At 63.9% G+C, this 13578-nt stretch carries 14 protein-coding genes and 1 pseudogene; 9 read left to right on the top strand and 6 right to left on the bottom strand.

The annotated features are described in order from the left end of the window. The first annotated feature begins 22 nt into the window (after nucleotides 1–22). A complete protein-coding gene (locus B4400_RS01270; RefSeq protein WP_139361217.1) occupies nucleotides 23–565 on the top strand; it encodes a hypothetical protein in 543 nt (180 codons plus the stop codon). Here B4400_RS01270 and B4400_RS01265 read toward each other — a convergent pair. From B4400_RS01265 to B4400_RS01245, 5 genes are all read right to left on the bottom strand, one after another. Next, the gene (locus tag B4400_RS01265) at nucleotides 544–2016 is read right to left on the bottom strand and encodes an FAD-dependent monooxygenase (protein WP_078308777.1); all 1473 of its coding nucleotides are present in this window, start codon (nucleotides 2014–2016) and stop codon (nucleotides 544–546) included. The two genes, B4400_RS01270 and B4400_RS01265, sit on opposite strands and share 22 nt — an antisense overlap. 154 nt (nucleotides 2017–2170) lie before the next feature. Then, nucleotides 2171–2641, bottom strand: coding sequence for an SRPBCC family protein (locus B4400_RS01260; protein WP_078308778.1), 471 nt, complete (start codon nucleotides 2639–2641; stop codon nucleotides 2171–2173). Continuing rightward, entirely contained in the window at nucleotides 2638–3987 is a 1350-nt protein-coding gene (locus tag B4400_RS01255) for an FAD-dependent oxidoreductase (protein ID WP_078308779.1), read from the bottom strand. The genes B4400_RS01260 and B4400_RS01255 overlap by 4 nt, the downstream gene beginning before the upstream one ends. Before the next feature lie 147 nt (nucleotides 3988–4134). Next, complete coding sequence (locus B4400_RS01250) at nucleotides 4135–5874, bottom strand: acyl-CoA dehydrogenase family protein (protein WP_078308780.1); 1740 nt, start codon at nucleotides 5872–5874, stop codon at nucleotides 4135–4137. Nucleotides 5875–5952: 78 nt separating this feature from the next. After that, a complete protein-coding gene (locus B4400_RS01245; protein ID WP_078308781.1) occupies nucleotides 5953–6618 on the bottom strand; it encodes a Rossmann-fold NAD(P)-binding domain-containing protein in 666 nt (221 codons plus the stop codon). Between the two features lie 109 nt (nucleotides 6619–6727). Between B4400_RS01245 and B4400_RS01240 the strand changes: the two genes are divergently transcribed. The 7 genes and pseudogenes from B4400_RS01240 to smpB all read left to right on the top strand — a co-directional run bounded on the left by B4400_RS01240 (nucleotide 6728) and on the right by smpB (nucleotide 12370). Next, nucleotides 6728–7585, top strand: coding sequence for an IclR family transcriptional regulator (locus B4400_RS01240; protein ID WP_078308782.1), 858 nt, complete (start codon nucleotides 6728–6730; stop codon nucleotides 7583–7585). A gap of 56 nt (nucleotides 7586–7641) precedes the next feature. Next, entirely contained in the window at nucleotides 7642–8745 is a 1104-nt protein-coding gene (prfB, locus tag B4400_RS01235; protein ID WP_078308783.1) for a peptide chain release factor 2, read from the top strand. Continuing rightward, a complete protein-coding gene (locus B4400_RS01230) occupies nucleotides 8738–9769 on the top strand; it encodes a mechanosensitive ion channel family protein (RefSeq protein ID WP_078308784.1) in 1032 nt (343 codons plus the stop codon). Before prfB ends, B4400_RS01230 begins: the two co-directional genes overlap by 8 nt. Continuing rightward, a pseudogene (locus B4400_RS25115) lies at nucleotides 9766–9879 on the top strand (Rv3103c transmembrane domain-containing protein); the annotation flags it as partial. The gene B4400_RS01230 and the pseudogene B4400_RS25115, both read left to right, overlap by 4 nt. A gap of 397 nt (nucleotides 9880–10276) precedes the next feature. Further along, a complete protein-coding gene (ftsE, locus tag B4400_RS01220) occupies nucleotides 10277–10966 on the top strand; it encodes a cell division ATP-binding protein FtsE (protein ID WP_046254400.1) in 690 nt (229 codons plus the stop codon). A 12-nt stretch (nucleotides 10967–10978) separates the two neighbouring features. Beyond that, on the top strand, nucleotides 10979–11881 hold the full coding sequence (gene ftsX, locus B4400_RS01215) for a permease-like cell division protein FtsX (protein WP_078292190.1): 903 nt from the start codon (nucleotides 10979–10981) through the stop codon (nucleotides 11879–11881). Nucleotides 11882–11890: 9 nt separating this feature from the next. Continuing rightward, nucleotides 11891–12370: an SsrA-binding protein SmpB gene (smpB, locus tag B4400_RS01210; protein ID WP_078296445.1), complete on the top strand. Its 480-nt coding sequence runs from the start codon at nucleotides 11891–11893 to the stop codon at nucleotides 12368–12370. Between the two features lies 1 nt (nucleotide 12371). Here the strand turns inward: smpB and B4400_RS01205 are convergent, their stop codons facing one another. Next, the gene (locus B4400_RS01205) at nucleotides 12372–12839 is read right to left on the bottom strand and encodes a DUF2834 domain-containing protein (protein ID WP_078308786.1); all 468 of its coding nucleotides are present in this window, start codon (nucleotides 12837–12839) and stop codon (nucleotides 12372–12374) included. Nucleotides 12840–12920: 81 nt separating this feature from the next. Here B4400_RS01205 and B4400_RS24790 point away from each other — a divergent pair, with 81 nt between their 5' ends. Continuing rightward, on the top strand, nucleotides 12921–13526 hold the full coding sequence (locus B4400_RS24790; RefSeq protein WP_078308787.1) for a TetR/AcrR family transcriptional regulator: 606 nt from the start codon (nucleotides 12921–12923) through the stop codon (nucleotides 13524–13526). The last annotated feature ends 52 nt before the right edge of the window (nucleotides 13527–13578 follow it).

Here is a 13578-nt window from a genome sequence, read left to right as displayed (position 1 = left end):
CCTGCAGTCCTACCATGGGGGTGTGTGGGAATTCTTGGTGCTACTGCTGATCGGCGGATCGCTCGGTCTCGTCATCATGCAGATGCGACGCGGTCGGCAGGCTCAACCCGGTATGAACGCGGCGGAAGGGACCCTGTTGGTGACCGGGGTAAGCCCTCGTCCCGAGGGGGTGACGGGCGGGCAGCTGGTTACCATCACCGGTGCCATTAATGGCCCAACGGTCGCCGAATACATCACCTACCGGCAGATCGTGCGTGACGTCAACAACTGGCCGCGCATCGGCGATCTGATTCCGGTGTTGTATTCGCCGAAGAATCCCGAGCGTTGGGATGTGCTGCTGGCTCCGTCGGCTGGGTCAACGCCGCAGCAGTATCCGAGTGGGCCGCCCTCGATCGAAAACATCGATCCGGTGCCGCCACCGCCACCGCCGTCAACGCCGCCGCCACCGCCACCGCCGTCAACGCCGCCGCCACCTCCGGGACCGATCGAGGCGCCGTCATCAACAGAGGATCCGGCCAAAAAGCACGAACCGCCGCCGCGGTATTACGAGCCCCCGCCGCTGTAACGCGGTGGCCCGAACCACTCGTGCAGCGCGTCGTTGAGCCCGGCCGCGGTGCCGTCGCCGACCCAGGCGACGTAGCCATCCGGTCTGATCAGTATCGCCTGGGGGGCATTGACGACACCTATGGCCGGAAGATCCCATACCCCAACATATTCGGCATCGATGGCATCGACCCGATGTGACCATCCTGAGGTGCCGGTGATGGGTGCGCCGAAATTTAGAAGGACGCCGCGCGCATCGTGCAGCAGCGTAAACACGCGCACAATGCCATCGCTGGTGAGCACGTCGAGATCCGGCACGCGCCGTCCGAGGAGGGGGTGCCCAGGACCCAGGTCGTAGTGGATGTCCAGGCCGCTCATCATTGCCGCGACGTGGTGTCGGGGCGTGTCGAAGGTCAGTAGCTTCGAGATGATGTCGCGCAGGGCGTCAACCCGCTCGCCGGAGCGGCTGAGTGCGGTTTGTGCCATGGTGTTGTGGAGCACTCGGGCCGCTACGGGGTGCCGTTCTGCGTGGTACGTGTCCAGCAAGCTCGCGTGCGATGTCCCATTGACGACTTGGGCCAGCTTCCAACCTAGGTTGACCGCGTCCTGGACTCCGGTGTTGAGGCCCTGCCCGCCGATGGGGAAGTGCACATGGGCTGCGTCACCGGCAAGCAGCACCCGCCCCTCGCGGTAGGTGGCGGCTTGTCGGGTCACATCGGAGAATCGGGAAATCCATGTGGGACTATGCATTCCGTAGTCAGTGCCGCGGACAGCCACTAACGCCTCACTGAGATCTCCTAGGGTTGGTTCATCCGTTCGGCCGAGTTGTGGTTCGGTGACCAAGACCCGGACAGGCCCGCCTTCTTCGAATCTGAAGAATGAATGCAGGGCGCCCTCGCGATGGATACCCCAGTCTGGTTCCTCGACCACCTGAACATCTGCGACCAGGCAGCTAGTCGATGGATCCCAACCCGGGAACCCGATTCCGGCGACTTTGCGGACCAGGCTGCGTCCGCCGTCGCAGCCAACCAGATATTGCGCCCGCAGCGTCGAGCCGTCGGAGAGGTCGATATCGACGGCATCGCCGGAATCGGTGAACCCGGCAACCGAACGCCCTCGATAGATCGGCACTCCATGCTCGCCGACCCATTCGGACAAGGTGCGTTCAATGCGGTACTGGAGCAACGCCAATCCGTATGTGTGCCTTGTCGGCAGGTCGGTCATATCCAGAAGGAGCGCGGAGAAATGTGCGATGGGTGCGGTAAACCCCTGGGGTAGAAACCGGTCAACGATCCCGCGTTGATCAAGCACTTCGAGGGTGCGTGACGTCATGCCACCGGCACGTGAGCCATCGAGGTCGTGTGTGGTGCGCCGCTCGACTATGGCCACATCTGCACCCGCCAACGCCAGCTCGCCGGCCAACATGAGTCCGGTCGGCCCGCCGCCGACAACCACTACCGCATGGTCTGTCATCCATCGCTCCCTTGGTTAGGGGCGAGACTACTCGATAAATAAGAAAAATAAGAGATATCTAAGGGAACTATAAGGAAGTTTGGTGGCATGGAGCTTGGAGGCCGCGGACATATGTTGCGACTGGTGCGTATCTATCCTCGCGGTCGGCGAGGGGTCAGGGTTGCAGAAAGTTCGCCAATGCGACGAGGCGATTCTCGGTCTCGCGCTTGAACATTCGCTCCGCGATGGGCTCGATGAACGCCGGCCGGCAGGCGAAGGTCATGGTGTAGGTCGCCAGCGACATCTCCTCGCGGTGATCGGCCGCGAGGTCGGTGTCGTCGCTGTCGATGGATTCATGGCGCAGCGACGCGGCCCACTTGGTGAAGAAGGGCGGCCTGGATTCGAGCTTGATCGCGGCCAGATGCGGAGGTTTGAACGTGACGTATCGGGTACGAAACGAGTATCCGCCCAGGATCCAGCGCGCGGTGCAGACGGCGACCTTGCCGACATCGGCCTTGCCGCCCTCCACGGACGCGCGGCGTAGCAGGGTGTCCCATTCCAGCCGTCGGCCGTAATCGTGGATCAGGTCGAATGTGCGCTCGCAGCTGGCGGGCATCACCTGCGACACCACGATGTGGACGGTCACGGTTCGCCGTGTCGTCCGGTTGCGGCCAGCAGCTCGGGCACCGTCTCAAGTTTCACGCGGGGGCGGCCCTGCGGTTCACCGGTCGCGCGCTCATGCGAATCGATGGTCAGCCAATCGGATTGAGACACGATGTGGGGTTCGTGGCCCAACAGCCATTCTTGCAGGGCGGCGGTATCGGGCGCGGCGCCCAAGTCGGCGGTCGCCAGGTCGGCGAGCAAGGTGTCTACCGTCTCTTGCGAGTCGCTCTTGTTGGTTCCGATGACGCCGACCGGACCGCGTTTGATCCAGCCGACCACATACTCGTTCTCGCGGCCCTCAATACGTCCCGCGTTGTTGAAGATGACACCGCGCCGGGAATCGAAGGGCAGCCCGGGTAGCTGAACTCCGCGATAACCAATGGCACGTACCACCAGATGAGTGGGCAGCGTCTCGCGTTCACCCGTGTCACGGGCGACGATATATCCGTCTTCTTCGACTAGTTCGTTGCGGCCCAACGTGATTGATTCCACTTCGCTGTCGCCGTGCAGCTCGATGGGGGAGGTGCGGAACCGGAACACCACCCGGCGATGGCCCTCGGTTTGCGGTCGCTCCGAGAACTTGCGCAGGGTGTCGATGTTGGTGCGGGTGGGCTTGGGTGCGGCGGCCAATTGTTCATCGGTGATGCCGGCCAGATCTTCGGGATCCACCACGACGTCGACGCCCGGCAGCTCACCCATCTCGCGCAGCTCCAGCGGGGTGAAGGTGGCCTGCAGCGGTCCACGTCGACCGATGATCACAACCTCACGGATCGCATTGTGGTCCAAAGAATCCAGCGCGCGATCGGCGATGTCGGTGGTGTGCAGCGACTCCGGATCCATGCCCAGGATGCGCGCCACGTCCAGCGCCACGTTCCCGTTCCCGACGACCACGGCCCGCTTGCCCGAGAGGTCAACCGAGACCTTCTGGTGCGTGGGATTGGCGTTGTACCAACCCACCACGTCGACGGCGGCGATACAGCCCGGCAGCTGATCCCCAGGGATGCCCAGGGGCTTGTCGGACTGGGCTCCGACCGCGTAGATCACCGCGTCGTAGCGCGACGCCAGCTCCTCGGCAGTGATCTGCACTCCCACTTCGATGTTGCCGAAGAACCGGAAACGCGGATGCGTCGCCGTCTTCTCGAACACCGCGCTGACCGACTTGATCTTGGGATGGTCCGGAGCGACCCCGGACCTAACTAAACCCCAAGGAGTCGGGAGCATTTCGAGCATGTCGACATGCACGTCGAAATCGGAGTGTTTGAGCAGCGATCCGGCGGCAAAGAAGCCCGAGGGCCCCGCACCGACGATGGCGACGTGAACGGCGCGCACCCTCGTACGTCCTTATCTGCCCGACAGGGGGCAGCGGCTGTCGTCGGCTATGGGCTGGCCGACAGGGGGCTGGCCGCGGTCCTGTGCGGACGGGTTACCCCACCGATGCTAGCGACGGTTCCGAGGGTGCGCGGGTAGACCTGCGGACTAGGCCCGCATTTCGTACACGCCGGACAGCGCCTCGACTCGATTCCAAATCGCATCGAAGCGTTCGGAATTGAATACGGGTTCTGAAATCACGTCCTTGGCCCACTGCCGTTGCGTAGCGGTGGCCTCGCGCTTGCCGATCAGGTCGACCGCGTACTGCGAGAAGTCCCGGTTGAGGATCTCGAAGATCTGGTCGATGAGCTGCTCGTCGGTACCCCGTAGCTTGGCCTGCTCCAGGATCAGTCCGCCGTACACCACGAGGGTGAACAGCTCACCGATGCTCAACTGCAGATCCAGGCCGGCGGTCTTGATGGCGTCCTTCTCCGCGGCCACCAGGGTGGCCAGCGCCTCGGCGCGCTCGGTGAAGGCTGCGACGTTCGGAATGCCGGCGTTCTCCGCGAACGGCTTGCGCCAATCGTGGAACTGGACCTTGCCCAGACCGCTGGCCGGGCCCTGGTTGAACAGGAACTCGTCGTCGCGAGCTTCCAGCTGCACTCCGGGGACCGGGAGGTCTTGCGAATGGTGCAGGTAGGCGGGCATGAACTTGAGGATCAGTGCCAGGTTGACGGCCACCGTGCCCTCAAGCTTGGGCAGCCCCGCCACGTCGATACGTGCCGCGGTGGTGTAGGTCTCGGCCTCGAATGCCTTGGCCGACATGACATCCCCCAGCAACGCCAGTACCTTCTCGGCTTCGGTGGTGGCCTTCATCTTGGTGACCGGGTTGAACAGCAGGTAGCGGCGGTCCTCGGGGCTGGCGGTGCGGAAGTAGTCCACGGCGCGCTCACTGAACAGCTTCATGCCCATCAACCGGGCGTAGGCGTCCACGAACTCGCGGCGCACATGGTCGAACTTGGTGACCGGGTTGCCGTACAGAATGCGGTTGTGCGCGTGGGTGACGGACTCGTACAGGGCGTGTGTCGAGAGGCCGATGCCGCCGAAGCACAGGTTGAACTTGCCGATGTTGACGGTGTTGAGTGCCGCACTGAAGGCGTCCGCGCCGACGTGCAGGATGTCGTCTTCGCTCACCGGGTAGTCGTTGAGCTCGAACTCGGCGACATACATCTGGGACGGCACGACGTTCTTGATCACCGTGTAGTTGGGGTGCTCGCTGTCGGCGAGGAAGAAGACGTATTGGTCCAGACCGTCGCGGTCCTGAACACGGCCGAACACCGAGACGATGCGGGCACAGTTGCCGTTGCCGATGTAGTACTTGCGGCCGGAGGCCTTGTATCCGCCGCCTTCGACGGGGGTGAGTACCAGGTCGGTGGAGTAGATATCGGCGCCGTGGGCCTGCTCGGACAGGCCGAAGGCCGCGACGGCACCGCCGTCAAGCAAGTCGGCGGCACGCTTGCGGGGGTCGGTGTTGGTGCTCTGCCACACCGGCCCGAGCCCGAGCACGGTCACCTGCCACGGGTACCAGTAGTTCAGGCCGTAGAAGCCGAGGATCTCCGAGAGCTTGGCCACGCGGGCGGTGTCCCAGCGCTTGTCGGCGTTCCCGGCGCCGTCGGCGGCCGGGGTGAGGAAGGTGGCGAACAGCTTCTCGCGCGCCGCGAAGTCCAGGAAGTCCTGGTAGAAGACCTTGTCGACATAGTCCTTGAGCAGGCGGGTCTTCCCGCGTTCTTCGAACCAATCGACGGTTGCCTTCAGGAGCCGACGTGTCTCGCCGTCGAATTCGGCGAAGTCGTCCTGGGTGGGGTGAAGCAGTTCGGTCTTGGGCGCAGTTTTAAGTTCCTGACTCACGGTCAGGAACTTACCAGTGCGTCAGTTTGGATAGGGAGGGACGGGAAACTGAACGCCCGGTGCACAACTGTCGGATCGTCAGTTGACGCCGCGGACGCTGCGGCAATCCGGCTGATCAAGTTCGTGAAGACACTGACGGTGTCGTCGCCGACCGAGCCGGGCCAGGGCCATCAAGGCGAGGTCGTCGGCGTCCATCGCGGGCCGGTGCGGCACGTAATCGTCGAACAGGGCCACCTCGACGCCCTGCCTGTGCAGGTCATCGCGGATGCCCGTCGTGAATGTCGAATCGGCTCCGCGCGGCTGAGTGTGGTGCGCCATCCCTCGTGTTGCCAGCGATCTCACCATGATGACGCCGCCCTGGCCGCGGTCGGCGATTCTATGCCCGAATCGATGGCACAGGTAGAGCGTCCGCATTCGATTCAGGTCGGATTCGCCGAAGCGGCTGCTGCCGGTGTCCTCGTCGGTGACGCACACCAACAGGCCCACGTCGATGTCGTCGGTGGCCGCGGCGAGCTCGCCGGTGAAGACGTCGGGCGATGTGGTGCGCACACTGACCCCGGCGGTCACGGCCAGCGTGTATGCGTCGGCCCTGCCGCCATGCGCCGCCAGGACGATGTTGATGCCGTTCGCCGCGATATGGCGCGCGAACGCGGTCGCCGTTTCTGTCTCTCCGGCCGCGATAACGGCCCACGGGCCGTACCGTGATCTTGGTAGTGCGGCTAGCTGTTTTCCAAAGGAATGCATGGATCAATCCACCGGGTAGCTAGTAGTTGATTATTGTATGTCTTTGTCGGATTTGATATATCAAATCCGACAGCAAATCGTAGCAGTCTGCTACCAGATTGGGACGCGAATGACGAAGCCCGCGCCCGCTGTCGTGCGGGCCACGCAGATCTTGGATCACTTGGCGGCACGACCCACCCAGCCCAAGTCGATGACCGAGATCGCCGAAGCGGTGGGTGTCAACGCGGCATCCACTCTCGCGATACTTCAGGCGCTGACGGACGCGGGCTATCTGGAGCGACATCCCCGGCACAAGACGTATTCGATAGGCCCGGCGCTGCTCATCGGCGGTCATGCGGCGCGTGCGCGCTTCGGCATCGCCGCGGCGGCAGACCGTGAGGTCGCCGAGCTCGCGCACCACTTCGCCGCGCTGGCCACGATGGCGATGGTCATCGGCGACGATGTGGCGGTCATCTCGTCGTCGGGACGTTCCGCGACGGGTGTCGGCTATCCCGTCGGTAGCCGTGTCCGTTTGGCGGCCCCGGCCGGGATCATCTTCATGGCGTGGGCCGACGATTCGCTGGTTCGGCGGTGGCTGGAGAACGCCGGGGCGAAGGTTTCTGACTCGCGATGGGAACGTGTCTCGGCCATGTTGGCGCGGGTGCGTGCCGACGGCTTCTATGTCGCGCGCCAGAGCATGCATGTAGATCAGTTCTACTCGCTCGCCGGTGCGCCGGCGGGAGGGCGCCGCGAGGCCGACCAGCGAACTCTGGACGTCATGGTGGACATGATGAGCGAACCGGTTGACTTGGCCAAGCCATGCCGGATCGGGTTCTTGGGTGTTCCCGTCTTCGGCGATGACGGCGAGGTGGCAGCGGTCCTCGGCGCGCTGGGGCCACCGGAATTAATGGACCGCGCGGCGGTATCGGAGGCAGCTATCCGTCTGGGCCACTCTGCCGATCACATCCGCGCGGTGACGCGAGGGTAGGGGTGATCCATCGGGTCGGAATGTTGTGCTCCGTCAGCCCGGTAACCTCAACTGTTGTGGATCTGGACTGCCAAGCCGACATCGCTGACCTCGACACGACCCTCACCACGGTGGAGCGGGTGCTCGACGTCGACGGTCTGCGTGCCCGGATCAAGACGCTCGAAGAATCCGCCGCCGACCCCAACTTGTGGGATGACCAGGCGCGTGCCCAGCAGGTGACGAGCCAGCTTTCGCACGCGCAGGGTGAGCTGCGGCGGGTCGAAGCGCTCCGGCAGCGGCTCGATGATCTGCCGGTGCTCTACGAGCTCGCCGAGGAAGGCGACGACGCCTCGGTGGTGGCGGAGGCCGATGCCGACCGCGCGAAGCTGCGCGAGGACATCGAGGCCATGGAGGTCCGGACGCTGCTCTCGGGTGAGTACGACGAGCGCGAGGCCGTGGTCACGATTCGGTCCGGCGCCGGCGGTGTGGACGCCGCGGACTGGGCCGAAATGCTCATGCGCATGTACATCCGCTGGGCCGAGGCGCACAAGTACCCGGTCGAGGTCTTCGACACCTCCTACGCCGAAGAGGCGGGTATCAAGAGCGCGACCTTCGCCGTGCACGCCCCCTTCGCCTACGGCACGCTCTCGGTGGAGCAGGGCACGCACCGGCTGGTGCGCATCAGCCCGTTCGACAACCAGAGTCGGCGCCAGACCTCGTTCGCCGATGTCGAGGTGCTGCCGGTGGTGGAGACGACCGATCACATCGATATCCCCGAAGGCGATCTGCGCGTTGACGTGTACCGATCGAGCGGACCGGGTGGCCAGTCGGTGAACACCACCGACTCGGCCGTGCGGCTCACGCACATCCCGACGGGGATCGTCGTCACCTGCCAGAACGAGAAGTCGCAGCTGCAGAACAAGGTCGCGGCGATGCGGGTGCTCCAGGCCAGGCTGCTGGAGCGTAAGCGGCTCGAGGAGCGCGCCGAGATGGATGCGCTCAAGGGCGATGGCGGCAGCTCATGGGGCACTCAGATGCGCTCCTATGTGCTGCAGCCCTACCAAATGGTCAAGGACCTGCGTACCGAGTACGAGGTAGGCAATCCCGCGGCGGTGCTCGACGGGGACATCGACGGATTCCTCGAGGCGGGCATTCGGTGGCGCAATAGGCGAGATGACTAGCGCCGCCGAGTTCAGCGCGGCGAGTCTTCGTCTCGAGGAGCGCTGGAACACCCTGTGGTCCAGCGAGGTTGGTCGCTGGTTACTCGACAGCGGCCTGCAGATCGTCATCGCCGTCCTGGGCGCGATGATCCTTGTCCGCTTCATCAACTGGGGCGCGCACAAGATCACCCGCCGGCTGGACCGCTCGTTCACGCAGAGCGACGCGTTGGTGCGCTCCGAAGCCAGTAAGCACCGGCAGGCGCTCGCCTCCGTCGTCTCCTGGATCGTCGTGGTGCTGGTCGTTGTGGTCACCACCGTGCACGTCGTTGGGGTGCTGGGCATTTCGATAGGCGGGCTCGCGGGTCCGGCCGCCGTGCTGGGTGGTGCGCTCGGTTTCGGTGCCCAGCGTGTCGTCCAGGATCTGCTGAGCGGATTCTTTCTCATCACCGAAAAGCAGTATGGCTTCGGCGATCTGGTGGAGCTGTACGTGCAGGGGCAGACCACCGAGTCCCGGGGGACTGTCGAGGAGGTCACCCTGCGGGTTACCAAGTTGCGTTCGAGCGAGGGCGAGGTCATCACCATTCCGAACGGGTTGATCGTCAAGGCGGTCAACCTTTCCAAGGACTGGGCGCGCGCGGTCGTCGATATCCCGGTGCCGACGAGCGTGGACCTGGCCCGGGTCAACGATGTGTTGTACGACGTCTGCCAGCAGGCGCTGGTGGACCGCGATCTGTCTCAGCTGCTGCTCGATGCCCCGTCGCTGATGGGTGTCGAGAGCATCGAGGTGGACCGGGTCAACGTGCGCATGGTGGCGCGGTCGCTGCCCGGTAAGCAGTTCGAGGTGGGCCGGCGGCTACGCGCCAAGGTGATCGCGGCGCTGGCCAAGGCGGGCGTGGCGCTGGTGGGGGACAGTCGCCCGGTGGTGCGCACCATGTCGTCGTCGAGCTCCGGAGAGCTCAAACGGGACAACAGACGCGAGGAGGCTCGCGACGAGGGTGTTGACACCAAGCCGCAACCGATCGTGAAGGACGAGGATCTCAAATGAGAGAACCCCGCCAGGAACCGTTGTGGGAGAAGCTCCTGTCCTGGGGAACGAAGCTCAGGGCAAAGGTCAGGATCCGAACCTCGACGGCTGTGCTGATTCTCGCGTTCGTCGCGGCAAGCTGGCTCTACGAGATCAATAAGCCGGAGCCCGCGCCGCCACAGCCACCTCCCGGATACACCTGGGTGCCCACGCCCAGCGTCACCACGACCGCGCCGCGGCCCGTGCCGAGCACCACCAGGCGTCCGGCGACCACGACGCCGCCCACCACGACCACGACGACGGAGCCGACGAACACCATCGTCACGACATTCCCGACGTTGACGCCCAGCGGAACACCGCCGACACCCCCGACGACGACCCCGCCTCAGCCGCCCGGATGGTTGCCTCCCTGGGTGGTCCCGCCGCAGCTTCCGCCACTGCCGGGTGCGCCTCCGCCGGCGCCCGCGACCCCCGCGCCGTAGTGTGCCCTCACGGTCATCACGGGTTTCCCGGCTAGACTGGCGTGCCGTGATCAGCCTCGACAAGGTAACCAAGCTCTACAAATCGTCGGCTCGGCCCGCGTTGGACAACGTGAGCCTCGAGATCGACAAGGGTGAGTTTGTGTTCCTCATCGGTCCTTCGGGTTCGGGTAAGTCGACATTCATGCGGCTGCTGCTGGGCGAGGAGCTGCCCACCAAGGGCGAAATCCAGGTTTCCAAGTTCCATGTGAACAAGCTGCGCGGCCGCGAGATCCCGCACCTTCGGCAGACGATTGGCTGCGTGTTCCAGGACTTCCGGCTACTTCAGCAGAAGACGGTGTACGAGAACGTGGCCTTCGCGTTAGAGGTGATTGGCAAGCAGACGGACATCATCAACCGCATCGTTCCCGAGGTGCTGGAGATGGTAAACCTGACCGGCAAGGCCAGCCGGTTGCCCTCGGAGCTGTCCGGTGGTGAGCAGCAGCGCGTCGGTATCGCGCGCGCGTTCGTCAACCGTCCGCTGGTGCTGCTGGCCGACGAGCCGACCGGGAACTTGGACCCCGAGACCAGCGAGGACATCATGGCGCTGCTGGAGCGGATCAACCGCACCGGTACTACCGTGCTGATGGCGACCCACGACCATCACATCGTCGACTCGATGCGCCAACGCGTGATCGAGTTGGAACTGGGCAAGCTGATCCGCGACGAGCAGCGCGGTGTCTACGGGGTAGATAGGTAAGTGGAATAGAACATGCGTTTTGGATTCCTGTTCAACGAGGTCCTCACCGGCCTGCGCCGCAACGTGACGATGACGGTGGCGATGATCATCACGACCGCCATCGCGATCGGGCTGTTCGGTGGTGGTCTGCTGGTGATATCGCTTGCCAAGAACTCGAAGGCCATCTACTTGGACCGTGTGGAGACGCAGATCTTCCTCACCGAGGACCTGTCGGCTAGCGACACCAACTGCAGCAGCGATATCTGCAAAAGCCTGCGCGACGAGATCGAGAAGCGTTCCGACATCAAGTCGGTGCGTTTCGTGAACCGTGAGGATGCGTACGCGGACGCCGAGAAGCGGCTGCCACAGTTCCGGGACTTGATGAAGGATGTGAGCAAGGACGCGTTCCCCGCCTCCTTCATCGTCAAGCTCAAGAACCCGGAGACGCACGCGGATTTCGATGAGTCCTTCGTCGGCAAGCCCGGTGTGAAGGGCGTGCTCAACCAGAAGGATCTGATCGACCGCTTGTTCGCGGTCCTGAACAGCCTGCGTGATGCGGCGTTCATGATCGCGCTGGTCCAGGCCGTGGGTGCGGTTCTGTTGATCGCCAACATGGTTCAGGTCGCTGCTTACACGCGGCGCACCGAAGTGGGCATCATGCGGTTGGTGGGTGCCACTCGTTGGTACACACAATTGCCGTTCCTGTTGGAGGCGGTGATCGCTGCGCTTGCCGGTGTATTGCTGGCGGTGATCGGTCTGATCGTGGCGCGGGTGACCATCCTCAACGGGGCGCTGGAACAGTTCATTCAGGCCAACCTGATTGCCCCGATCACCTACGGGGACGTGTTCCTCGCGTCGATTCAGATGGCGGCGCTGGGCATTCTGCTGGCCGGGGTAACCGCGTATGTGACGTTGCGTCTGTACGTGCGTAGATAGGTCCTGGCGATGAGTAAGAAACCGACCGACGGGCGCCAGATCATCGCGTCCAATCGCAAGGCGCGGCACAACTATTCGATTCTCGATGTGTACGAGGCCGGGGTGCAGCTGGTGGGCACCGAGGTCAAGAGTCTGCGCGAGGGCAAGGCCTCCCTGGTGGATGCGTTCGCCACCGTCGACGATGGCGAGGTGTGGCTGCGCGCGTTGCATATCCCGCAATACGACCACGGCACCTGGACCAACCATGCGCCGCTGCGGAACCGGAAGCTGTTGCTGCACAGAGCGCAGATTGATCAACTGGTCGGCAAGATCCGCGATGGCAACCTCACGCTGGTGCCGTTATCGCTGTACTTCCTGGACGGCAAGGTCAAGGTGGAATTGGCCTTGGCGCGCGGTAAGCAGGCGCACGACAAGCGTCAGGACCTGGCCAAGCGGGACGCCACCCGCGAGATCACCCGTGAACTGGGGCGTCGCGCAAAAGGCATGTAGCTCACACGGATTCGAAGACCGTGGCCGGTTGGTGCCTGCGCTGGCGTTCGACGGTGATCAGGTAGAAGGCCCACGCGAACGCGAAACTCGTGAAGAGGCTCGAGACGAAGTAGAGCCATGGACGCCGGATGTCGCGGCGGTACCCGTCGATGATCGTCATCAGCGGCAGCAGAATGACATTGCCGATGGTGTAGTCCTGGCTGGCTGAGCCCGCGGCCGGATTGACGAACATCAGCTTGATGTAGTCGATCCAGCCGGTGATCGGGTTGGACACGTGGTACTCGGCGACGTACCGGATGTTGAAGTACCAGCCTAGCGCGATCGAGGCGATACCGACGACGTAGTACACGATTTCGAGCAGCGATAACGCGGGACCCGTTGCGGTCCGGGCGAATATCGGTCGATTCGACGCGACGATGAGCGCGATGACTGCGATTCCGAGGATCGCGTGGACGACGAGCGACACCATGTCCGGAGCCTCGCAGCACCATCAAGTTTTGTCAATAGTGACATAACTTGTCTTCGGCTGCCGGTGGGGTACCTTTCCAGGATGGTCAGACCTGCTCAGACTGTGCGCAGCGAGCGGACGCGCGCGGCGCTTCGGCAGGCGGCGATGGTGCGCTTTCTTGGCCAGGGTGTCGAGGACACCTCCGTTGACCAGATCGCGGCGGATGCCGGTGTCTCGCTGCGAACCTTCTATCGCCATTTCGAGTCCAAGCACGATCTGCTCTTTCTGGACTACGACCTTGGTCTGCAATGGTTTCGCAGCGCCCTGGATGCCAGAACTCCGGGCGAACCCATCCTGGTATCGGTGGAGTCGGCGATTTTCAGCGCCCCCTACGACGTCGACGCGGTGATCAAGATCGCGACGCTGCGCAACCAGGAGCTCGATCGGGCGCGCATCGTGCGGCATATCCGCCAGGTGGAGGCCGAATTCGCCGAGGTGATCGAGGAGCACCTCGTACGTGATGGTGGCGGCGATGTCAATCCCGATGTGCGCCTGCGTAATACCGTGACGGCGCGCTGTATTGCCGCAGCGGTCTTCGGTGCCATGGACGCGTGGATGCTCGGTGAGGATCACTCGCCCGAGGAGCTCACGCGGCTGAGTCGCACCGCGCTGGATTCGCTGAAGGCGGGAATCGGCGAGACGTCCTGAAACCAAGTTTTGTCACTATTGACAAAACTTGGTGAGCCGTGCCAGCGTGGGG

It is taken from the genome of Mycobacterium sp. D16Q13, from assembly GCF_002013375.1.
Taxonomy (GTDB): Bacteria; Actinomycetota; Actinomycetes; order Mycobacteriales; family Mycobacteriaceae; genus Mycobacterium.
This window is presented reverse-complemented; position numbering and strand designations above follow the sequence as displayed.